Origin of the sequence: Pseudomonas sp. MWU12-2029 (assembly GCF_023242425.1) — a bacterium.
Taxonomy (GTDB): domain Bacteria; phylum Pseudomonadota; class Gammaproteobacteria; order Pseudomonadales; family Pseudomonadaceae; genus Aquipseudomonas; species Aquipseudomonas kribbensis.
The window spans coordinates 67,177-89,223 of sequence record NZ_JALJDY010000007.1; the positions used below are offsets into that span (position 1 = coordinate 67,177).

A 22,047-nucleotide genomic window follows, 5' to 3' on the forward strand; every position below is an offset into this window, starting at 1 on the left:
TAAGGGCATTCCTTTGCAGGTGGTAAGTAGGAAGTGTCTGATAGATGTGTCAGACGGTTTCGCAAACTAACACTGCAAGCGAGTGATAGGGGAGCCCCCGAAGTGGGACGCGTCGCACAGAAATGCAAAAGCGGCGCAGAATCGAAAAAACCCGTCCAATCTGTCTGGAACGGGCTTCTCCGATCAGCGTGTTTACATCGACAACACCAGTCGCCCGGCAAACAGGATCAAAATCACTCCCATGCTGCGCTCGAACCAATGACCCATGCGCATAAACAACAGCCGCACTTTGCTGCTCGAAAAGAACAGCGCAACGATCACGAACCACAAAGCGTTCACGCTGCACATCCACAGTCCGTACAGGGCCTGGATTTCCAGCGGCGTGCTGGCGCTGATGATCGTGGTGAAGATCGCCAGGAAAAACAGCGTGGCCTTGGGGTTGGTGGCGTTGGTCAGGAAACCGGTGGAAAACGCCTTGAACAGCGATTGCTCGACCAGTGGTTCATCGCTGGTCTTTTCGCCTTCCAGCGTTGTCTTGGGTTTGCTGCGGATCAGGCTGATACCGAGGTAGAAAATGTAGGCGCCGCCCACGACCTTGGCCACCGTCAGGAGCCACGGCGTGGTGTGCATCAAGGCGCCGACGCCCAGCAGGGTATACAGCACGTGCACGGAAATCCCCGCGCCGATGCCCAGTGCCGTGCAGATGCCGACCAGCCGCCCGAAACGCACACTCTGGCGGATGGTCACGGCGAAGTCCGGACCGGGAGCGACCACGGCCAGAAAATGAATGGTGGCCAGCGCCAGAAACTCGCCCAGGTAATTCGATGTCATTTCAGCTCCAGAAAGTCAGGGGTGATGCATTGCCGCGATAGCCGACAAAAAACGAAAGGCTCAAGCGCGGATCTGCCACGCCCGGCGTTACCGAGTGCATGCGACGCGAATTGAACATGATGAAATCCCCCGGTTCCGGGCGCACTTCAAGGGCGGGTGGGCCGAGCAGTGCCGGGTCGATGCCGTAGCTGTCGCCGCGCATTTCGTCGAAGCGGTCCGGTGAAATGTCGTCTTCCCACATCTGCAGCGCGCCGCCCTCGGTCGGCATGTTCAGGTAGACGTTGCAGGCGAATTGCGCCTCGAGGCTGCGGGCCTGGAAACTCTCCGGCGCATCCTTGGCGAAGATGTCGTGGTGGGCGAGGAAGCAGACGCCGGGTTTGACCACCCGTGACAGGCCGACGTACATCTTGCGCCCGTACAGGTTTTCCAGATGGGCGCCTGCCGGCCAGGATTCGTCGAGCATGCAGCGCAGGGTATCGATCGGCGAGGAATACGGCGCGCAGCGATTGCGCAGTTCGGCTATGTTGCCGGTGGCGCGTTCGAAGTAATCCTCGATCAGCAACGGCTGGTTTTCCGCCTCATAGAACGCCATGCCGATGCGGCCAATGCTGGGGGCGTTGATGTAACCCTCGAAGCCGGGCTCGAGGATCTTGTCGCCAATCCGGATCGCCTGGTCTTCAGGCAGAAAGCCTTTGACGCGGATGGCGAGGACTTCTTCGTTGGCCAGTTTTTTTATGCACGTCTCATCGAGACGCTCGACGTCAAGCATCATGGTTTCAGGTCCATCTAACGAGTAGTCAACGGAACCGGCGAATGCGGTTCCCCCGGCGTCGGACGCTGCAACCGGCAGCGTCCGAAATCCTCAATCCACGTTGTAGTGGACGGACAGCGTGCCCTTCTTCTGCGAAAGGGACGCGATCGTGACTGTGCCCAGATCCTTCAGGCTGCGTACATGGGTGCCACCGCAGCCGTAGGCTGGCAGTTCACCGAAGCCGATTTCCCGCGCGCCTTCGCGTAGGGACGTCAGGCGGGGCAGATCGTGTTCGATCCATTGCCCGATGCCGTATTGAACGGTTTGCGCATCGACTTCCTGAGCACAATCCCCGGGCTTGAATTGCACCCGGCCTTCGTCCGGCCAGTGGTGTGCCTTGATCGGCATCCAGCCCATGGCCTGGACAAAGTGGCCGATCAAATGCCCGGCGGAATGCATGCGGGTGTTGAAGCGGCGACGTTCCTCATCGATGCGGATCTGGGTCATGCCCAGTGGCACCGGCTGGTCGACGAAATGAATGATCCGGTCCGGTTCCTGTACGACACGCATGACCTGGCTGTCGCCGATCCAGCCCGTATCGCAAGGCTGCCCGCCACCTTGCGGGTGAAACAGAGTGGCGCGCAGCACCACAGCGAATTCGTTCTCGTGGGGCGTGCAGTCGAGGACTTCCACATTGGCCTTGAGGTCATCACTATGGAAAAAGAGGCGAAGCGTCATATTCCATGCCCTTATTAAAGTTTCTTTTTTAATTATATGAATCGTGCAATAACGTGATAATCCGTTCAAACATCAAAGGACTGTTGCGCTGTGAGCATAAATCTTCCTCTGCCGTTGCTCGGTGAAATGGCGATTTTCGTCAAGGTCGTGGAGACCGGCAGCTTCTCCGAAGCCGCTCGTCAATTGGGCTCTTCGCCCTCGGCGGTCAGCCGCAGTATTTCCCGACTGGAGAAGGCACTGGCCACGCGGCTGCTGCAACGCACCACGCGCAAACTGCGCTTGAGCGACGGCGGGGAAGAAGTGTTCAAACGCTGTCAGGAGATGGTCAGCGCGGCCCGGTCGGTGATGGAAATCAGCGGTCAGTTCACCCACGAAGCCGAAGGCCTGGTGCGGGTCAGCGTTCCGAAAGCGGTCGGGCGCTTCGTGATTCATCCGCATATGCCGGAGTTTCTACGCCGTTATCCGAAGGTTGATGTGGAGTTGCTGCTGGAAGACCGGCAAGTGGACCTGATCGACGATCATGTCGACCTGGCGATTCGCATCACGGAGCGGCCGCCGGCAGGGCTGGTCGGGCGGCAATTGCTGACCATCGACCATTTGCTCTGCGCGACGCCGCAATATCTGGCCGAGCATGGCACACCGACTCATCCCCATGATTTGCTCAATCACAGCTGCATCTATCTGGGAGAAACCCCGAGTGATGCGCGCTGGAAATTCAAGAAGGGCAGTAAGGCAGTGACGGTCGGCGTGCGTGGTCGGTATGCCGCCAATCACACCGGCGTGCGTCTGGGCGCTGTGTTGCAGCACATCGGTATCGGCAGCCTGCCGTATTTCACCGCTCGTTATGCCCTCGAACAGGGTCTGGTCGTGCAGGTTCTGCCGGACTGGACATTCCTGGCGTCCTACCATGGCGGACTGTGGTTGCTGCATTCGCCAACGCGTTATCTGCCGCCGAAGCTGCGGGTGTTCATCGACTATCTGGTGGAGTGCCTGGAGAAAGAGCCGACATTGAGCAAGCCGGGAAAACCCAACGCTGCAAAATCGCTGGCCGAGTACGAATTGCCGGAGGGTGAAGGGCTGCTGTAACGGCGGCGCAAAAAAAAGGCCCGCATGGATCACCATGCGGGCCTTTTCATTGTCTGGCGAAAATCAGTGCTTGCTGTCCTGGGCGGACATCGCCAGCAGCTGTTTTTCCTGATTCCAGTCGAACGGTTCGTCGTTCTGTTCAGCTTCGTAGCGACGTTCTTCCAGTGCCTGATACATGTCGATTTCTTCATCGGACAGGTAGTGCAGGCAGTCGCCGGCGAAGAACCACAGCAGATCCCGCGGGATCAGGTGGGCAATCTGCGGGTAACGGGTAATCACTTGAGTCAGGATGTCCTGGCCCAGGTATTGGCTTTCGATCGGCTCGATCGGCAGTGACGCCAGCAGTTCGTCGAAACGCTCCAGGAACAGGGCATGGCTTTCTTCGGGAACCTGATCGGCCTCACCTACGGCGACCAGGATACTGCGCAGGTGGTCGAGCAAAACCAGATGATCGGCAACGACGTTGGACACGAGATAAGTCCTCAAGAGCAAAACGGGCGCGGGAGTATAAAGCCCCTGCGCCCGTTTTTCACTGATTGAAGGGATCAGCGGATTTTGCCGTCCGCCGGTTTCAGTTCCTCTTTGTCGAAGTCATCGACATCGATCACCTTGCGCCGCGCCGCTTCGGCGTCGCGCAGGGTTTGTGCTTCCACTGCCTGCAACACCCCGGCTTCCAGCGCCGCATCGATGGCGTGTTCGCCGGCGACCGGTTTGACCTGGCCGCTCTTGAGTGAGGTGTGCAGTTTCTTGTGCAACGGTTGCGCAGCGTTCAACTGATCGCAGGCGTGTTGCAGTGCACCGACCGCATCGTCCGCCGATTGCGGGCGATAGCAACCGGCGAGCAGTTCTTCCAGCGCCGGATCGCCCTTGGCCCGACCGATGACCGCTGCCACTTCGGCACCGAGTCTGTCCGAAGGACCTTTGTGACGACGACCGAACGGGAACACGATCACTCGCAACAGACAGCCGAAAACCCGGTTCGGGAAGTTGGTCAGCAGTTCATCAAGGGCCTTTTCCGACTGGCCGAGGCTTTCCTCCATGGCCCATCTGAACAGCGGCTCCATGTACGCCGGGGAATCGAGGTCGTGGTAACGCTTGAGCGCCGCCGAGGCGAGATACAGGTTGCTCAGCACATCGCCCAGACGAGCCGACAGCCGCTCGCGGCGTTTCAGTTCGCCGCCCAGCAGCATCATGCTCAGGTCGGCCAGCATGGCAAATGCGGCAGCCTGACGGTTGAGGGCACGGAAGTAACCCTGGCTGAGCTTGTCGCCCGGCGCATGTTCGAAATGTCCGAAACCAAGGTTCAGCACCAGCGTGCTGGCGGCGTTACTCACGGCAAAACCGATGTGTTTGAGCAGCAGTCCATCGAACTCCTTGAGGGCCTGATCCTTGTCCTCGCGTCCGGCGAGGGCCATTTCTTTCAGTACGAACGGATGGCAGCGAATCGCGCCCTGACCGAAGATCATCAGGTTGCGCGAAAGAATGTTCGCGCCTTCCACGGTGATGAAGATCGGTGCGCCATTCCAGCTGCGGCCCAGGTAGTTGTTCGGGCCCATGATGATCGCCTTGCCGCCGTGCACGTCCATGGCGTGGCTGATGCACTCGCGACCGCGTTCGGTGAGGTGATACTTGAGGATCGCCGACAGCACCGAGGGCTTCTCGCCCAGATCAACCGCGTTGGCGGTCAGCATCCGCGCAGCGTCCATCATCCACGCGTTGCCGCCGATGCGCGCCATGGCTTCCTGGATGCCCTCGAATGCCGAGAGCGGAACATTGAACTGCTCACGAATCTGCGCATATTGCCCGGTGACCAGACTGGTGAACTTGGCCGCACCGGTACCCACCGCCGGCAGCGAAATCGAACGCCCGACCGACAGGCAGTTCATCAGCATCATCCAGCCCTTGCCGAGCATGTCCTGGCCGCCGATGAGGAAGTCCAGCGGAATGAACACGTCCTTGCCGGAGTTGGGGCCGTTCATGAACGCGGCGCCCAGCGGCAGGTGGCGGCGGCCGATTTCCACGCCGGGAGTGTCGGTAGGGATCAGCGCGAGGCTGATGCCCAGGTCTTCCTTGTCGCCGAGCAGGTGATCCGGGTCATAGGCCTTGAAGGCGAGGCCGAGCAGGGTCGCGACCGGGCCAAGGGTGATGTAGCGTTTTTCCCAGTTCAGGCGCAGGCCGAGGGTTTCCTGGCCTTCCCATTCACCCTTACAGATGATCCCGGTGTCGGGCATGGCGCCGGCGTCGGAACCCGCGAGCGGGCCGGTCAGCGCGAAGCACGGAATATCGTCGCCCCGGGCCAGTCGTGGCAGGTAATGATTGCGTTGTTCGTCGGTGCCGTAGTGCAGCAACAGTTCGGCCGGGCCGAGGGAGTTGGGCACCATCACGGTAGAAGCGAGGTCGCCGCTGCGGGTTGCCAGCTTCATCGCGACCTGGGAGTGGGCGTAGGCGGAAAAGCCCTTGCCGCCGAATTCCTTGGGAATGATCAGGGCGAAGAAACCGTGTTCCTTGATGTGGGTCCAGGCTTCGGCCGGCAAGTCCATCGACTGGCCGATCTGCCAGTCGGTAACCATCGCGCAGAGTTCTTCGGTCGGGCCGTCGATGAAGGCCTGTTCCTCGTCGCTCAGTTGCGCCTTGGGATAGGACAGCAGTTTGTCCCAGTCAGGACGACCGCTGAACAGTTCGCCGTCCCACCACACCGTACCTGCATCGATCGCATCGCGCTCAGTTTGTGACATCGGTGGCAGGGTTTTCTGGAACCAGCTGAACAGCGGCGCGCTGAAGTGTTTGCGGCGCAGATCCGGCAGCAGCAACGGAGCCGCGACGATGGCCAGTACGACCCAGAAGATCAGCAGCAACCAACCTGGCGCGTGGCTGAAAATCCCCATCGCCAGCAAATAGGCCGCGACGATGCCCAGTGCCGGCAGCGGGGCGATGCGCCGGTGGGCCAGATACGCCACGCCGACGATCAGAACCAGTATCCACAACAACAGCATATTCAATCCTCCGTGAACCAGGGCGAACGACCCTCCAGAGCTTAGACGGCATCTGCAAAACGGGGCGGTCAGAACAAGTTGATCTAAATCGTGGGAAACCCTGGATGGCTTTTGTAGTTTCGGTGGGCAACACGCGTAGGAAATCGTTCGCAGACTCCGCGGCTTTGCGTCCATGTTTGGCCGAAACGTCGTTATCTCTGTGCTGATCCTCTCGCTAGACTCCGGGTTCACCCAGGAGAATGTCGTCATGCGCGAGTATCTGAGCCCCGGCCGCTTCATCGATAGTGACCACCCCTCGGTGGTGGAGTTCGCAGAACGGCACCGTGGTGCCAGCCGCGACCCGCGCGCGCAAGCGATCAGTCTTTATTACGCCGTGCGCGAGGCGGTGCGTTACAACATGTACACCTTCAGCCGTGACCCTCAGACCTTGCGCGGCAGCTACGCGCTGGCGGCGGGCGAAAGTTATTGCGTGCCCAAGGCCACGCTGCTCGCCGGTTGCGCGCGCCATTGCGGGATCCCCGCACGCATCGGTCTGGCGGATGTGAAAAATCACCTGTCGACACCGCGTCTGCTTGAACTGCTGAGAAGCGAAGTGTTCGCCATGCATGGTTATACCGAGCTGTTTCTCAACGATCGTTGGGTGAAAGCCACCCCCGCGTTCAACCAGAAACTCTGCGAAATGTTCAACGTTGCGCCGCTGGAATTCGACGGCATGAACGACAGCGTTTTCCACCCGTACAACAGCGATGGCGCGCTGCTGATGGAGTACCTGGTCGATCACGGCCAGTTCGCCGATGTACCGGAATCCTTTTTCTTCGAACATCTGCAGAAATGCTATCCGCACCTGTTCAACGATCAGCAGACGCCACTGTCCAGTGACCTGCGCGGTGATGTCGGCAGCCGCTGATCCGGCGTATGCTGCTCGCCCACTCAATGGAAAAGAGGCGGTCATGCTGAAGATCTGGGGTCGCAAGAATTCGTCGAATGTCAGAAAACCGTTGTGGGCCGCCGAAGAACTCGGGCTGGCCTATGAGGCGATCGATGCCGGTGGCGCGTTCGGCGTGGTCGATACGCCGGAGTACCGGGCGATGAACCCGAACGGTCGGGTGCCGGTGATCGAAGACGACGGTTTTGTGTTGTGGGAGTCCAATGCCATCGTTCGCTACCTGTTGGCCAGGCATGCGGCGAACACTCCGTGGTATCCGGCGGATCTGCAGACCCGCGCCATCGCCGACAAGTGGATGGACTGGACCACGTCCAGTTTCGCCGGTCCTTTCCGCACGGTGTTCTGGGGCGTTCTGCGCACCCCGGCGGACAAGCAGGACTGGCCGGCGATCCATGCCGCGATCAAGGAATGCGAAGGCTTGCTGGCCATGGCCGATCAGGCCCTGAAAAACCAGCCTTATCTGTCCGGCAGTGAAATCGGCATGGGCGACATTCCGCTCGGCAGTTTCATTTATGCCTGGTTCGAGATGCCGATCGAGCGTGCGCCGATGCCTCATCTGGAGGCCTGGTACGCGCGACTGAAGCAGCGTCCGGCTTATCAGAAAGCCGTCATGACCGCGTTGACTTAATACCTACTATCGACACACTTGACTGTACTTGTGCGGCGGCGGCAAGCACCATTGCGCTTGTGCGCCGCGGTTGTCTCCCTCGCCGCCCGCCGTCATTCAGTCCTTTTTTCTCTTCTTGGTGCGTAATCCGATATGAGTTCCGCTCTGTCCATCCGGCAGCTAACCAAAACCTACGGCAACGGGTTCCAGGCCTTGAGTGGTATCGATCTGGACGTCGCCGAAGGTGACTTCTTCGCCTTGCTCGGCCCCAACGGCGCCGGCAAATCCACGACCATCGGCATTCTCTCGACCCTGGTGAACAAGACCAGCGGCACGGTGAATATCTTCGGTCACGACCTGGACAAGAACCCCGCGGCGCTCAAGCGCTCGATCGGCGTGGTGCCCCAGGAATTCAACTTCAACCAGTTCGAAAAGACTTTCGACATCGTCGTCACCCAGGCCGGCTACTACGGCATCCCGGCGAAAATCGCCAAGGAACGCGCCGAGCAGTACCTGACCCAGCTCGGCCTGTGGGACAAGCGCGATGTGCCGTCGCGTTCGTTGTCCGGCGGCATGAAGCGCCGTCTGATGATCGCTCGGGCACTGGTGCACGAGCCGCGCCTGCTGATCCTCGACGAACCGACTGCTGGCGTCGACATCGAACTGCGCCGCTCGATGTGGACGTTCCTCACCGAACTGAACCAGAAAGGCATCACCATCATCCTCACCACCCATTACCTGGAAGAGGCTGAGCAGTTGTGCCGCAACATCGGCATCATCGACCACGGCACCATCGTCGAGAACACCAGCATGCGTCAGTTGCTCGGGCAACTGCATGTGGAGACCTTCCTGCTCGACCTGAAGAGCGATCTGGCGGTTGCACCGCAACTGGCTGGTTATCCGGCCCGTCTGGTGGATGCGCATACCCTGGAAGTGCAGGTCGACAAATCCATGGGCATCACTGCGCTGTTCGGCCAACTGGCCCTGCAGAACATCGAAGTGCTGAGCCTGCGCAATAAAACCAATCGCCTCGAGGAGCTGTTCGTGTCCCTGGTGGAGAAAAATCTGTCGAAGGTGGCGGTATGAGTTCCGAACTGCGCCCCAACCTCGTCGCCCTCAACACCATTGTTTACCGCGAGGTCCGGCGCTTCACCCGGATCTGGCCGCAGACCCTGCTGCCGCCGGCGATCACCATGGTTCTGTACTTCGTGATCTTCGGCAACCTGATCGGCAAGCAGATCGGCGGCATGGGGGGCTTCAGTTACATGGAGTACATCGTGCCGGGGCTGATCATGATGTCGGTGATCACCAACTCCTACGGCAACGTGGTGTCGAGTTTCTTCGGCAGCAAGTTCCAGCGTTCCATCGAAGAACTGATGGTGTCGCCGGTGTCGCCGCACACCATCCTGATCGGTTACACCCTCGGCGGTGTACTGCGTGGCCTGATGGTCGGCATCATCGTGACGATCCTGTCGCTGTTCTTCACCAGCCTGCAGGTGCATCACCTGGGCGTTACCGTGCTGGTGGTGGTGCTGACGGCGACGATCTTCTCGCTGCTGGGTTTCATCAACGCCGTGTTTGCGCGCAACTTCGATGATATTTCGATCATCCCGACGTTCGTGCTGACCCCGCTGACCTACCTCGGTGGCGTGTTCTATTCGATCACCTTGCTGCCGCCGTTCTGGCAGACCGTGTCGCTGGCGAACCCGGTGCTGCACATGGTCAACGCCTTCCGTTACGGCATCCTCGGTGTGTCGGATATCCGCATCGGTATCGCGATCACCTTCATGCTGGTGGCGACCGTGGTGCTGTACTTCGGTTGTGCGCGATTGCTGGTAAGCGGTCGCGGCATGCGTACCTGATCCCTCCGGCGCTGCAATAAAAAACGGCCTCCCACTGCGGAGGCCGTTTTGCATTCAGGACTGGCGACTTTTCTTGCGTCGCGCCCATTGCCGGGCGACCCACCAGCGCCAGTACATCATTACCAGGCAATAGGCGAGGGCACCCAGCGCCAGCCCGACCACCACCGAACCGAGCAGGAACGGTTGCCACAGGGTCGAGAGTTCGCCACTGATCCACTCCCAGGTCAATGAGTCCGGCAGGGTGCGGGCGGGGATGTCCATCAGCCACGCCCCGACTTTGTAGGTGCAGTAGAACACCGGCGGCATGGTGACCGGATTGGTCAGCCAGACCAGACTGACGGCAATCGGCATGTTGCCGCGCACGGTGATGGCCAGTGCGGCGGCCACCAGCATCTGCGCGGGAATCGGCAGGAAAGCCGCAAAAATGCCGACGGCCATGGCCCGGGCCACCGAGTGCCGGTTCAGGTGCCAGAGGTTCGGGTCATGCAGCAACTTGCCGAGAAAGCGTAAGGATTTGTGTTCCCTGATGCTCGTCGGGTCGGGCATGTAACGTTTGAATAAGCGCCGGGGCATAAGGCTTCTCGGTCGGTTAAGGCGGCAAGTATGTCTGGATTCTACGAAGCGCCCATTCAGACTTTGTGACAATTGTTGACGACGCCTGTGCCCCACAGGGGCTATGCCTGAAGAGGGGACTCTCAAGGACGGGCGTATGCGCACAGGGATGATGGCGCTGGCAGTCGCTCTGCTGGCCCCGGTTTTTTTGCCGGCCTTGCCGCCGGTCGGGTGGATGCTGTGGCTGCCGGTGGTGGCACTGATGTTGTTACCGTTTCGCAGTTATCCGCTGGCATTTTTGCTGTTCGGCTTCGCCTGGTCGTGCATCGGTGCGCAGTGGGCGCTGGATGATCGACTGCCGGTGGAGCTGGACGGCGAGACGCGCTGGGTGGAAGGACGGATAGTCGGCCTGCCGCAGAGCGGCGACGGGGTTGTGCGCTTTGAGTTGGCCGATGCCCGTTCGCGTCACGGGAAACTGCCTTCGCTGATGCGTTTGGCCTGGTATGACGGGCCAGCGGTCAACAGCGGCGAGCGCTGGCGGTTGGCGGTCAAACTCAAACGTCCCGGCGGGCTGCTCAATCCCGATGCCTTCGATTACGAGGCCTGGCTGTTGGCGCAACGCATCGGTGCCACCGGCACAGTTAAGGACGGCCGTCGGCTGGCGGAGGCGCAGTGGGCCTGGCGGGACGGCATCCGACAGCGTCTGCTGGAGGTGGATACACAGGGCCGGGGCGCGGCGCTGGCGGCATTGGTGCTGGGCGATGGCTCGGGGCTCGGTCGCGAGGACTGGCAGATCCTGCAGGACACCGGCACCGTGCACCTGCTGGTGATTTCCGGACAGCACATTGGTCTGCTGGCGGCGGTGATGTACGGGCTGGTCGCCGGGCTGGCGCGATTCGGTGTGTGGCCATTGCGTTGGCCATGGCTGCCGTGGGCCTGTGGTCTGGCGTTCGTGGCGGCGCTGGGTTACGGGTTGCTGGCCGGGTTCGATGTGCCGGTGCGACGAGCCTGCGTAATGGTTGCGCTGGTGTTGCTGTGGCGATTGCGCTTTCGCCATCTCGGTGCCTGGTGGCCGTTGTTGCTGGCCTTCAATGTTGTGCTGCTGATGGAGCCGCTGGCGGTTCTGCGCCCAGGGCTATGGTTGTCCTTCACTGCGGTGGCAGTGCTGATTTTTACCTTCGGCGGTCGTCTGGGGCCGTGGCGCTGGTGGCAGACCTGGACGCGGGCGCAATGGTTGATCGCGATCGGTTTGTGCCCGGTGCTGCTGATCCTGGGCCTGCCGATCAGTCTCAGCGGACCATTGGCCAATCTGCTGGCGGTGCCGTGGATCAGTTTTGCGGTGCTGCCGCCGGCATTACTGGGCACTTTGTTGTTGCCGATTCCCTATGTCGGCGAAGGCCTGTTGTGGCTGGCCGGCGGGCTGGTCGACGGGTTGTTCCATGCCCTGGCCCTGATCGCCGGGCGCTGGCCGGCGTGGGTGGCGCCATCGATGCCGGGATGGATCCTGGCGCTGGGTTGCATCGGTGCCGCGTTGTTATTGCTGCCCCGAGGTATTCCCATGCGTCCCCTGGGCTGGCCGTTACTGCTGGTGCTGGCATTCCCGCCCCGGGAGCGGCTGGCCGAAGGCGTGGCGGATGTCTGGCAGCTCGACGTCGGCCAAGGTCTGGCGATTTTGATCCGCACCCGCCACCACACGTTGCTGTACGACACCGGGCCGCGCTTCGGCGATTTCGATGTCGGCGAGCGAGTGGTACTGCCAGCCTTGCACAAACTGGGTGTGGAGCGACTCGATCTGATGCTGCTCAGCCATGCCGACGCCGACCATGCCGGTGGGGCAATGGCCGTGGCAAAAGGCTTGCCGGTCAGTCGGGTGATCAGCGGCGATCCACCGGGGCTGCCCGAAGCGCTGAACGCTGAAACCTGTGAAAGCGGTCAGCAATGGCAGTGGGACGGCGTTGCCTTCCATCTATGGCAATGGGCCGATGCCCATGACAGCAATCAGCGTTCCTGTGTCCTGCAGGTCGAGGCCAGCGGCGAGCGACTGCTGCTGACCGGCGATATCGACGTCGCTGCCGAACGGGATTTGCTCAACAGCGCGCTGGCGGTTCCGACCCAGTGGCTGCAGGCTCCGCACCATGGCAGCCGCAGTTCTTCCTCGATGGCGTTGCTCAAGGTTTTGCAGCCCCGGGACGTGCTGATCTCCCGAGGGCAGGGCAACTCGTTCGGGCATCCGCATCCGACGGTCATTGCTCGTTACCGCAAGCTGGGTCTGCGCATCCATGACAGCGCCGAGCAGGGTGCCATTCATCTGCAACTGGGCCGATTCCAGCCGGCCCGGTCGATGCGTCAGCAACGCCGCTTCTGGCGCGACCCGCCGCTGCCGGGTGCGGAGTACCGTTGAGCACAGGCAGCGCACGGTCGTCGGGGGGACGGGTCTTTATCGCGAACCGGTATGGTAAAGTGGCGCACTTTTTCGAGGGGGCTGTCACTGTGTGGGAATTGGTCAAATCCGGCGGCTGGATGATGTTGCCGATCATTCTGAGTTCCATCGCCGCCATGGCGATCGTCGCCGAACGCCTGTGGACGCTGCGCGCCAGTCGCGTCACCCCTGAGCATCTGCTGGGTCAGGTCTGGGTCTGGATCAAGGACAAGCAGCTCAACAAGGAAAAACTCAAGGAATTGCGCGCCAACTCGCCGCTGGGTGAAATCCTCGCTGCGGGCCTGGCCAACTCCAAGCATGGTCGCGAGATCATGAAAGAGTGCATTGAAGAAGCCGCCGCCCGGGTCATCCACGAGCTGGAACGCTACGTCAATGCGCTGGGCACCATCGCCGCCATGTCGCCGTTGCTGGGTCTGTTGGGCACGGTGCTGGGCATGATCGATATTTTCAGCGCTTTCACCGGCTCCGGCATGACCACCAACGCTTCGGTATTGGCCGGAGGTATCTCCAAGGCGCTGATCACCACGGCGGCGGGCCTGATGGTCGGTATCCCGTCCGTGTTCTTCCACCGTTTCCTGCAACGCCGCATCGATGAACTGGTGGTCGGCATGGAGCAGGAAGCAATCAAACTGGTAGAAGTGGTGCAGGGCGACCGTGACGTCGATCTGGCCGGGGGCAAAGCGTGAAATTCCGTCGCAAGCCCCGGGAAACCATCGATATCAACCTCGCGTCGCTGATCGACGTGGTGTTCATTCTGCTGCTGTTTTTCGTCGTGACCACCACCTTTACCCGCGAAACCCAGCTGCGCGTCGATCTGCCGGAAGCTGTCAGCGGTTCGCCGGCCGAGGATCAGCAGGTCAAGCAACTGGACGTTGCCATCAGCGCTGAAGGCGTGTTCTCGGTGAACAACAAGATTCTGCCGAAGAACGACCTGGCGACCCTGATGGAAGCCATGCAGAAAGAAGCCAACGGTGACACCAATATGCCGTTGTCGATCAGTGCCGATGGCAAGACTCAGCACCAATCCGTGATCACCGCCATGGACGCGGCCGGCAAGCTCGGTTTCAGCCATTTGCGCATGACCACGGTCGAGGCGGCGCCCAAATCCTGATGGCCATGTCCGATCGTCTGCTCGCCGCGTGGTATCAGGGGCATCCGGCCCTGACGCTGTTGCGGCCGCTGGAGTGGCTGTATCGCCGCGTGGTGGCTGGCAAGCGTCAGCGTTTTCTCGACGGCGAGGGCGAGATCTATCAGTCGCCGGTGCCGGTGATCGTGGTCGGCAATATCACGGTGGGTGGCACCGGCAAGACGCCGATGATTCTGTGGCTGATCGAACACTGTCGGCGCAGCGGATTGCGGGTCGGGGTGGTCAGTCGCGGCTACGGCGCCAAGCCGCCGCAATTGCCGTGGCGGGTCGAAGCCGATCAAGGCGCCGACATTGCGGGTGATGAGCCGCTGCTGATCGTGCAGCGCACCGGTGTGCCGCTGATGATCGACCCGAACCGCAGCGCTGCCGTCAAAGCCTTGCTGGCCAGTGAACCGCTGGACCTGATCCTGTCCGATGACGGCATGCAACATTATCGTCTGGCCCGTGATCTTGAGCTGGTGCTGATCGACGCCGCCCGTGGGCTGGGCAACAAGCGCTGCCTGCCCGCCGGCCCATTGCGTGAACCGATCGAGCGTCTGCAAAGCGTCGATGGCGTGCTGTTCAACGGCGCGGCGTCGGACCGCGAAGACGGTTTCGCTTTCCGCCTGCAGCCCACGGCGCTGGTCAATCTGCTCAGCGGCGAACGCCAGTCCCTCGAACATTTTCCGGCCGGGCAGTCGCTGCATGCGGTCGCCGGGATCGGCAATCCACAACGTTTCTTCAATACCCTCGAAGCGCTAGACTGGCGGCCTGTGCCCCACGCGTTTGCCGACCACGCCGAATACAGCGTGCAGGCCTTGAGTTTCACGCCGTCATTGCCAGTGGTGATGACCGAAAAGGATGCGGTGAAGTGCCGCGCCTTCGCTGCCGCCGACTGGTGGTACCTGGCGGTCGATGCCGTGCCGTCGCCGGCCTTCGTGGCCTGGTTCGACACGCAACTGATGCGCCTGTTGCCGGATCGTCTTTTGCCTTAAACCGTTTTTATCCAGGGAATGTTCATGGACACCAAATTGCTCGACATCCTCGCCTGCCCGGTCTGCAAAGGCCCGCTCAAGCTCAGCGCCGACAAGACCGAACTGATCAGCAAGGGCGCCGGCCTGGCGTACCCGATCCGTGACGGCATCCCGGTGATGCTGGAAAGCGAAGCCCGCACCCTGACCACCGACGAGCGTCTGGATAAATGACCACAGCCTTCACCGTTGTCATCCCGTCGCGCTACGCCTCGACCCGTCTGCCGGGTAAACCGCTGCTGGATATCGCCGGCAAGCCGATGATCCAGCACGTCTGGGAACAGGCGAGCAAAAGCAGCGCCAGCCGTGTGGTCGTGGCTACCGACGATGCGCGTATCGTCGAGGCCTGCAAGGCATTCGGCGCCGAAGTGGTGCTGACCCGTGAAGATCACAACTCCGGCACCGACCGCCTGGCCGAAGTGGCTGCGAAGCTGGGCCTGGAGCCGGATGCCATCGTGGTCAACGTCCAGGGTGACGAACCGCTGATCCCGCCAAGCGTGATCGATCAGGTCGCCGCCAATCTGGCGGCCCACACCGAAGCGCGCATGGCCACCCTGGCCGAGCCGATCGAGGACGTGGAAACCCTGTTCAACCCGAACGTGGTCAAGGTCGTCAGCGATCTCAACGGTCTGGCGCTGACCTTCAGCCGCGCGACGTTGCCGTGGGCCCGCGACGCGTTCGCCAAGAGCCGCGACGTGCTGCCGGAAGGCGTGCCGTATCGCCGCCACATCGGCATCTATGCCTACCGCGCCGGTTTCCTTCAGGACTTCGTGAACTGGGGCCCGTGCTGGCTGGAAAACACCGAATCCCTCGAGCAGCTGCGTGCCCTGTGGCATGGCGTGCGGATTCACGTGGCTGACGCATTGATCGCGCCGCCAACCGGAGTCGACACCGCCGAAGACCTCGAGCGCGTCCGTCGCCTGCTGGAGGCCTGATGCGCGTTCTGTTCGTGTGCCTGGGCAACATCTGCCGTTCGCCCACCGCCGAGGGCGTGATGCGCGCCAAGCTGCGTGAGGCCGGTCTGGACGCTCAGGTCGAAGTGGCCTCCGCCGGCACCGGCGACTGGCACGTCGGCAATCCGCCGGACAAACGCAGTCAGGCCGCGGCCAAACTGCGTGGTTATGACCTGTCGGCGCAACGCGCCCAGCAGGTCAGCCGCGCCGATTTCGCCAGCTACGACCTGATTCTCGCCATGGACAACAGCAACCTGCGCAACCTCAAGGCGTTGCAACCGTCCACTGGCAAGGCCGAGCTGGACCTGTTCCTGCGTCGTTATGAAGGCGAAGTCGATGAAGTGCCGGATCCGTATTACGACGGCGATCAGGGTTTCGAGCAGGTGCTGGATCTGATCGAGCGCGCCTGCGACCGGTTGCTGATCGAAGTGAAGGGCCGGTTATGAGTTTGCTGGTACACCCTCAGGTTTCCCTGAAACCGTTCAACACCTTTGGCGTGGACGTTCGCGCTCAATTGTTTGCTGAAGCCCACAACGACGCCGATGTGCGCGAAGCCCTGGCTTATGCGGCCGCCCACGATGTGCCGTTGCTGGTCATCGGTGGCGGCAGCAATCTGCTGCTGACAGCGGACATCCCGGCACTGGTGCTGCGCATGGCCAGCCGTGGTATCCGCGTCATCAGCGACGATGGTAATCGCGTGGTGATCGAGGCCGAGGCGGGTGAGCCGTGGCATCCATTTGTCCAGCACACGCTGGCGCTGGGTTTTTCCGGGCTGGAAAACCTCAGCCTGATCCCCGGCACCGTCGGCGCCGCGCCGATGCAGAACATCGGTGCCTACGGTGTCGAGATCAAGGACGTGTTCGCCGGCCTGACGGCACTGGATCGTCAGACCGGCGAGCTGCGCGACTTCAGTCTGGAAGAGTGCAACTTCGCCTACCGTGACAGCGTGTTTAAACAGCATCCGGGTCGCTGGTTGATCCTGCGGGTGCGCTTTGCATTGAATCGGGTCGCCCATCTGCACCTGGAATACGGCCCGGTGCGTCAGCGCCTGAGCGAGCAGGGCATCGAGCAGCCGACGCCGACAGATGTCAGCCGCGCCATTTGCAGCATCCGCAGCGAGAAGCTGCCGGACCCGGCGGTGCTGGGCAATGCCGGCAGTTTCTTCAAGAATCCGCTGGTGTCGGCGGCGGTAGTTGCGCAGATCAAGGCGCAGCACCCGGATCTGGTGGCCTACGCGCAACCGGACGGGCAGATGAAGCTGGCGGCGGGCTGGTTGATCGAACGGGCAGGCTGGAAAGGTTTCCGTGAGGCCGATGCCGGCGTGCATAAATTGCAGGCGCTGGTGCTGGTCAATTACGGCGCGGCGACCGGGCTGCAACTGCTCGATCTGGCGCAACGTATCCAGAAAGACATTGCAGAACGTTTCAATGTCGAGCTGGAAATGGAGCCCAACCGTTATTGAGGCTACGCTTTCAAGGCGCAATCCAAAGCCCTGCACTATTTAAAAAGTGCAGGGCTTTTTTGTTAATCCCGGGTTAACTTAGCCAGCTAACGATAAACCCCTTTGCTCCACCAAAGGCCCGGTGCAGACGTTTTCGTCGGCACAAGAGAGCCTCATTAGCCTGAGTCGATCTGCGTGAACCCACCGCTGATTTCCGGCGGCAGATTGCTCGACCCCATAACCTCCATGAATATGCGGGCGTGCCCATGATTACCCTGAAACTCAATGGCCAAGACCATCCACTCGATGTCACCGAGGACATGCCTCTGTTGTGGGCGATCCGCGACGTCGCCGGTTACAACGGTACCAAGTTCGGCTGCGGCATGGGCCTGTGCGGCGCCTGCACCATTCATATCGACGGATTGCCGGTGCGTAGCTGCATCACGCCGATCGGTTCGGTGGCCGGGCAGAATGTGACGACCATCGACAACCTGCATGCCGATCCGATTGGCCAGATCGTCCAGCAAGCCTGGCTCGACACTGCCGTGGCCCAGTGCGGTTTCTGTCAGGGGGGGCAGATCATGTCCGCCACCGCGTTGCTCAAGACCAACCCGAACCCGAGCGACGAGCAGATCGAAGAGGCGATGGTTGGCAACATCTGCCGTTGCGGCACCTACAACCGGATCAAGACCGCCATCCGCCAGGCCTCCACCCACTTGAAGGAGGCCAAGGCATGAGCCGTCTACCGAACGATTTCGCCCTGAGCAATCTGAGTCGCCGGGGTTTCCTCAAGGGTGTTGGTGCCACCGGGGCGCTGGTGCTGGCCGCGAGCTGGGGCTGGCAGGATGCATTGGCTGAAGACAAACCGAAGAAGTTCGGCGCCGATGGCATGCCCAACGGCTGGATCGATGATCCGAAGGTCTACGTCAGCATTGCTGTCGACGGCACGGTGACCGTGGTCTGCAACCGCTCGGAAATGGGCCAGGGCGTGCGCACCAGCCTGACCATGGTGGTCGCCGATGAGCTGGAAGCCGATTGGGCCCACGTCAAAGTGCAACAGGCACCGGGCGATGAAGTGCGTTTCGGCAACCAGGACACCGACGGCTCGCGCAGCATGCGTCACTGGTACGAGCCGATGCGTCGTTGCGGTGCCGCTGCCCGGACCATGCTGGAGCAGGCTGCTGCCGCGCAGTGGAAGGTGCCGGTCGGCGAATGCCGCGCGCAACTGCACAAAGTCATTCACACACCGTCCGGGCGCGAGCTGGGTTATGGCGAGCTGGCTGCTGCCGCCAGTGCGTTGCCGGTTCCGGCTCGTGAAAGCCTGCGGCTCAAGCAGCCGTCGGAATTCCGCTACATCGGCAAGGAAGGGACGAAGGCCATCGACGGCGATGACATCGTCAATGGTCGCGCCGTGTACGGGGCCGACGTGCATTTCGACGGCATGCTGTACGCCGTGATTGCCCGACCTGCGGTGTACGGCGGCAAGGTCAAGTCAGTGGACGACAGCGCCGCGCTGAAAGTGCCGGGCGTGCTGAAAGTCATTCAGATCGAACCGCGGCCGTTGCCTTCGGAGTTCCAGCCATTGGGCGGCGTGGCCGTGGTGGCCAGCAATACCTGGGCGGCATTGAAGGGCCGTGAAGCGCTGAAGATCGAGTGGGACGACGGTCCGAACGCCAGTTACGACTCGATCGCCTACCGCAAGGAGCTGGAAGCCGCTTCGCTGAAACCGGGCAAAGTGGTGCGCAACACCGGCGACATCGAAAAGGCCATCGGCAGCGCTGCCAGCACCCTGGAAGCTTCCTACTATTTGCCGCATCTGGCACAGGCACCGATGGAGCCGATGGTGGCCATCGCTCGCTATAAAGAGGGCGTGTGCGAAGCCTGGGCGCCGAGCCAGGCGCCGCAGGTCACCCGTGATCGGATCGCTGAGCGCCTCGGTCTGCCGTTCGATAACGTGACCTTCAACGTGACACTGCTCGGTGGTGGTTTCGGTCGCAAGTCCAAGCCGGATTTCGTTGTCGAAGCTGCCATTCTGGCCAAGGAATTTCCCGGCAAGGCTGTGCGGATTCAGTGGACGCGTGAAGACGACATCCACAACTCGTATTTCCACACCGTGTCCGCCGAATACCTCAAGGCCGGCGTGGGCAAGGACGGTTTGCCTTCTGCCTGGCTGCACCGCACGGTGGCGCCGAGCATCACCGCGCTGTTTGCGCCGGGCATGAATCACGAAGCCGCGTTCGAGCTGGGCATGGGCTTCACCAACATGGCTTACGCGATTCCCAACGTGCGCCTGGAAAACCCTGAAGCCACGGTCCATACGCGGGTCGGCTGGTACCGCTCGGTGTCGAACATTCCTCATGGCTTCGCGATCCAGAGTTTTGTCGATGAACTGGCACACAAGGCCAAGGAAGATCCGCTCAAGTACCAGATCAAGCTGCTCGGCCCGGATCGGCAGATCGACCCGCGCACGCTCAGTGAAGAATGGAACTACGGCGAATCCCCCGAGCGTTATCCGATCGACACCGGGCGCATGCGCACCGTGCTGGAAACCGCGGCCAAGGCCGCCGGTTGGGGGCGGAAATTGCCCAAGGGCCGTGGTCTCGGCCTGGCAGTGCATTACAGCTTCGTGACTTATGTGGCGGCGGTGATTGAAGTTGAGGTCAAGGACGACGGCACGCTGATCGTGCACAAGGCCGACATCGCCGTGGATTGCGGGCCGCAGATCAACCCGGAGCGGATCCGTTCGCAGTTCGAAGGCGCCTGTGTGATGGGCCTGGGCAATGCCGTCTGGGGCGAGATCAGCTTCAAGGACGGCAAGGTGCAGCAGGACAACTTCCATATGTATGAAGTGGCGCGCATGTCGCTGGCGCCGAAGGAAGTCGCGGTGCATCTGGTGACGCCGCCGGGCGAGGTGCCGTTGGGCGGTGTCGGTGAGCCGGGCGTGCCGCCGATTGCGCCGGCGTTGTGCAATGCGATCTTTGCCGCGACCGGCCAGCGCATCCGCAGCCTGCCGGTGCGTTATCAGTTGCAGGGCTGGCAAAAGGCGCAAGCGTGATGGACAGCGCCGATCTCAATGTCCTGCGTAGCGTCCTGGAATGGCGCCGCGCCGGGCAGCGGGTGGTGTTGTTCACTGTCGTGCAGACCTGGGGCACTGCGCCCCGGGCCCCCGGCGCGATGCTGGCGTTGCGTGAGGATGGCGTGGTGATCGGTTCGGTGTCCGGCGGCTGTGTCGAAGACGATCTGATCGCCCGCTTGCATGACGGGCGGATTCCCGCCGACGGGCCGCCGGTGCAGTTGATTACCTATGGCGTGACCCGGGAGGAGGCGGCGCGGTTCGGCCTGCCGTGCGGCGGCACTTTGCGCCTCACAGAAGAGCGAGTCGGCGATCCGGCGTGGGTCGCTGAATTGCTGGCGCGTTGTGAGGCTCATGAAATCGTTGCTCGCGAACTGAACCTCGAAAGCGGTGAAGTGATTCTTTCGCCGGCCAGCAAAACGGATGCATTGGTTTTTGACGGCAAGACCTTGCGTACCATCTACGGCCCGCGTTGGCGCCTGCTGCTGATCGGTGCCGGTCAGTTGTCGCGTTATGTGGCCGAGATGGCGCGATTGCTGGATTTCGAAGTGCTGATCTGCGATCCCCGCACCGAGTTCGTGTATGACTGGGAAGAGCAGCATGGCCGCTTTGTTCCCGGCATGCCGGATGAGGCGGTGCTGAGCATTCAGACCGACGAGCGCACCGCCATCGTTGCCCTGACGCACGATCCGCGTCTGGACGACATGGCGCTGCTGACGGCGCTGGATTCCAGGGCGTTTTACGTCGGCGCCCTGGGCTCGCGCGTCAACAGCCTCAAACGCCGGGAATACCTGGCTGAGCTAGGCTTGTCGCAAGCGGCCATCGCTCGATTGCACGGGCCGATCGGTCTGCCGATCGGCAGTCATTCCCCGGCGGAAATCGCGTTGTCGTTGCTGGCGGAAATCGTCGCGATCAAGAATGGTGTCGAGTTGAAGCAGAAGAAGGCAGAGCGCGCATGAGTCGATCCATCGGAGTGATTGTGCTGGCGGCAGGCGAGGGCAGCCGCTTTCGCGAAGTGGCGGGTGCCGACAAGGACAAGCTGCTGGCCGATTGCACCGGGCGCGACGGAGCGGTGCGTTCGGTGATTGAGCAGACACTGGTGAATCTGCCGGCGAGTCTCGACCAGCGAGTACTGGTGACGACCGAAGCACGGCCACAGGCGATGCGGATGGCGCAGGCTTATGGATGCGACATTGTTTCGATCGAGTCTACGGGGATGGGCGACAGCATCGCGGCGGGTGTGGCGGCTTGCCCGGATGCCGATGGTTGGCTGATTGTGCTGGGTGATATGCCGTTTATCCTGCCATCGAGCATTGAGCAGGTAGTGGCGGCGATTGCCGACGATGCAGTCAGTGTTCCGGTGCAGGGTGGCGAGTTTGGGCATCCGGTCGGATTTGGTCGCTCGTTTGGGCACGGACTGATGGCATTGTCCGGTGATCGCGGGGCCAGACCTTTGTTCAAGCAGGGGCGGGTGGTCGAGGTTGCCGTGGATGATCCTGGCGTGCTGTGGGATATCGATGTGCCTCACGCGCTGGTTTTTGCACAGACCTGATACAAACCGCGAGGCATAAAAAAGCCCCGCCTGGATCACCAGGCGGGGCTTTTCATTGGCGCTCG

At 61.7% G+C, this 22,047-nt stretch carries 23 protein-coding genes; 17 read left to right on the forward strand and 6 right to left on the reverse strand.

Annotation, left to right across the window (positions count from 1 at the left end):
• Window positions 1-192: 192 nt before the first annotated feature.
• The 3 genes from M5B44_RS18505 to M5B44_RS18515 form a co-directional block, all read right to left on the reverse strand.
• Entirely contained in the window at window positions 193-831 is a 639-nt protein-coding gene (locus M5B44_RS18505; RefSeq protein WP_085710955.1) for a LysE family translocator, read from the reverse strand.
• A 1-nt stretch (window position 832) separates the two neighbouring features.
• Complete coding sequence (locus M5B44_RS18510; protein WP_085710954.1) at window positions 833-1,603, reverse strand: 2OG-Fe(II) oxygenase; 771 nt, start codon at window positions 1,601-1,603, stop codon at window positions 833-835.
• A 90-nt stretch (window positions 1,604-1,693) separates the two neighbouring features.
• Window positions 1,694-2,320, reverse strand: a complete 627-nt coding sequence (locus M5B44_RS18515; protein ID WP_248740106.1) for an alanyl-tRNA editing protein — start codon at window positions 2,318-2,320, stop codon at window positions 1,694-1,696.
• Window positions 2,321-2,410: 90 nt separating this feature from the next.
• Between M5B44_RS18515 and M5B44_RS18520 the strand changes: the two genes are divergently transcribed.
• Window positions 2,411-3,406, forward strand: a complete 996-nt coding sequence (locus tag M5B44_RS18520; protein WP_085710952.1) for a LysR family transcriptional regulator — start codon at window positions 2,411-2,413, stop codon at window positions 3,404-3,406.
• A gap of 63 nt (window positions 3,407-3,469) precedes the next feature.
• On the opposite strand, the gene M5B44_RS18525 is transcribed toward M5B44_RS18520, so the two are convergent.
• Both M5B44_RS18525 and M5B44_RS18530 read right to left on the reverse strand, forming a co-directional pair.
• Window positions 3,470-3,877 carry a PA2817 family protein gene (locus M5B44_RS18525; RefSeq protein WP_007950758.1) on the reverse strand — a complete coding sequence of 136 codons (408 nt, stop codon included), beginning with the start codon at window positions 3,875-3,877 and terminating at the stop codon, window positions 3,470-3,472.
• Window positions 3,878-3,951: 74 nt separating this feature from the next.
• Window positions 3,952-6,399 (reverse strand): acyl-CoA dehydrogenase, encoded by a 2,448-nt coding sequence (locus tag M5B44_RS18530; protein WP_248740107.1) that lies wholly within the window; start codon window positions 6,397-6,399, stop codon window positions 3,952-3,954.
• Window positions 6,400-6,646: 247 nt separating this feature from the next.
• Between M5B44_RS18530 and M5B44_RS18535 the strand changes: the two genes are divergently transcribed.
• The 4 genes from M5B44_RS18535 to M5B44_RS18550 all read left to right on the forward strand — a co-directional run bounded on the left by M5B44_RS18535 (window position 6,647) and on the right by M5B44_RS18550 (window position 9,814).
• Window positions 6,647-7,306, forward strand: coding sequence for a transglutaminase-like domain-containing protein (locus M5B44_RS18535; RefSeq protein ID WP_248740108.1), 660 nt, complete (start codon window positions 6,647-6,649; stop codon window positions 7,304-7,306).
• 43 nt (window positions 7,307-7,349) lie between these two features.
• A complete protein-coding gene (locus M5B44_RS18540) occupies window positions 7,350-7,973 on the forward strand; it encodes a glutathione S-transferase family protein (protein ID WP_248740109.1) in 624 nt (207 codons plus the stop codon).
• Between the two features lie 132 nt (window positions 7,974-8,105).
• Entirely contained in the window at window positions 8,106-9,038 is a 933-nt protein-coding gene (locus M5B44_RS18545; RefSeq protein ID WP_248740110.1) for an ABC transporter ATP-binding protein, read from the forward strand.
• Window positions 9,035-9,814: an ABC transporter permease gene (locus M5B44_RS18550; RefSeq protein WP_248740111.1), complete on the forward strand. Its 780-nt coding sequence runs from the start codon at window positions 9,035-9,037 to the stop codon at window positions 9,812-9,814. The genes M5B44_RS18545 and M5B44_RS18550 overlap by 4 nt, the downstream gene beginning before the upstream one ends.
• Before the next feature lie 54 nt (window positions 9,815-9,868).
• On the opposite strand, the gene M5B44_RS18555 is transcribed toward M5B44_RS18550, so the two are convergent.
• The gene (locus M5B44_RS18555; RefSeq protein ID WP_114884766.1) at window positions 9,869-10,387 is read right to left on the reverse strand and encodes a DUF2062 domain-containing protein; all 519 of its coding nucleotides are present in this window, start codon (window positions 10,385-10,387) and stop codon (window positions 9,869-9,871) included.
• A gap of 136 nt (window positions 10,388-10,523) precedes the next feature.
• Between M5B44_RS18555 and M5B44_RS18560 the strand changes: the two genes are divergently transcribed.
• The 12 genes from M5B44_RS18560 to M5B44_RS18615 all read left to right on the forward strand — a co-directional run bounded on the left by M5B44_RS18560 (window position 10,524) and on the right by M5B44_RS18615 (window position 21,982).
• The gene (locus M5B44_RS18560) at window positions 10,524-12,767 is read left to right on the forward strand and encodes a DNA internalization-related competence protein ComEC/Rec2 (RefSeq protein ID WP_248740112.1); all 2,244 of its coding nucleotides are present in this window, start codon (window positions 10,524-10,526) and stop codon (window positions 12,765-12,767) included.
• Between the two features lie 89 nt (window positions 12,768-12,856).
• Window positions 12,857-13,492, forward strand: a complete 636-nt coding sequence (locus M5B44_RS18565; RefSeq protein WP_162803506.1) for a MotA/TolQ/ExbB proton channel family protein — start codon at window positions 12,857-12,859, stop codon at window positions 13,490-13,492.
• Window positions 13,489-13,917, forward strand: coding sequence for an ExbD/TolR family protein (locus M5B44_RS18570; protein WP_007950767.1), 429 nt, complete (start codon window positions 13,489-13,491; stop codon window positions 13,915-13,917). The genes M5B44_RS18565 and M5B44_RS18570 overlap by 4 nt, the downstream gene beginning before the upstream one ends.
• Window positions 13,917-14,927, forward strand: coding sequence for a tetraacyldisaccharide 4'-kinase (lpxK, locus tag M5B44_RS18575; RefSeq protein ID WP_248740113.1), 1,011 nt, complete (start codon window positions 13,917-13,919; stop codon window positions 14,925-14,927). The genes M5B44_RS18570 and lpxK overlap by 1 nt, the downstream gene beginning before the upstream one ends.
• Before the next feature lie 24 nt (window positions 14,928-14,951).
• Window positions 14,952-15,137 (forward strand): Trm112 family protein, encoded by a 186-nt coding sequence (locus M5B44_RS18580; RefSeq protein WP_003179363.1) that lies wholly within the window; start codon window positions 14,952-14,954, stop codon window positions 15,135-15,137.
• The gene (gene kdsB, locus M5B44_RS18585; RefSeq protein ID WP_074688122.1) at window positions 15,134-15,898 is read left to right on the forward strand and encodes a 3-deoxy-manno-octulosonate cytidylyltransferase; all 765 of its coding nucleotides are present in this window, start codon (window positions 15,134-15,136) and stop codon (window positions 15,896-15,898) included. Before M5B44_RS18580 ends, kdsB begins: the two co-directional genes overlap by 4 nt.
• Entirely contained in the window at window positions 15,898-16,362 is a 465-nt protein-coding gene (locus tag M5B44_RS18590; protein WP_085710942.1) for a low molecular weight protein-tyrosine-phosphatase, read from the forward strand. The genes kdsB and M5B44_RS18590 overlap by 1 nt, the downstream gene beginning before the upstream one ends.
• Window positions 16,359-17,378: a UDP-N-acetylmuramate dehydrogenase gene (gene murB, locus M5B44_RS18595; protein WP_248740114.1), complete on the forward strand. Its 1,020-nt coding sequence runs from the start codon at window positions 16,359-16,361 to the stop codon at window positions 17,376-17,378. Before M5B44_RS18590 ends, murB begins: the two co-directional genes overlap by 4 nt.
• Window positions 17,379-17,623: 245 nt before the next feature.
• The gene (locus M5B44_RS18600; protein ID WP_085710940.1) at window positions 17,624-18,094 is read left to right on the forward strand and encodes a (2Fe-2S)-binding protein; all 471 of its coding nucleotides are present in this window, start codon (window positions 17,624-17,626) and stop codon (window positions 18,092-18,094) included.
• The gene (locus tag M5B44_RS18605) at window positions 18,091-20,412 is read left to right on the forward strand and encodes a xanthine dehydrogenase family protein molybdopterin-binding subunit (RefSeq protein WP_248740115.1); all 2,322 of its coding nucleotides are present in this window, start codon (window positions 18,091-18,093) and stop codon (window positions 20,410-20,412) included. Before M5B44_RS18600 ends, M5B44_RS18605 begins: the two co-directional genes overlap by 4 nt.
• On the forward strand, window positions 20,412-21,389 hold the full coding sequence (locus M5B44_RS18610; protein WP_248740116.1) for an XdhC family protein: 978 nt from the start codon (window positions 20,412-20,414) through the stop codon (window positions 21,387-21,389). The genes M5B44_RS18605 and M5B44_RS18610 overlap by 1 nt, the downstream gene beginning before the upstream one ends.
• Window positions 21,386-21,982, forward strand: a complete 597-nt coding sequence (locus tag M5B44_RS18615) for a nucleotidyltransferase family protein (RefSeq protein WP_248740117.1) — start codon at window positions 21,386-21,388, stop codon at window positions 21,980-21,982. Before M5B44_RS18610 ends, M5B44_RS18615 begins: the two co-directional genes overlap by 4 nt.
• Window positions 21,983-22,047: the final 65 nt, after the last annotated feature.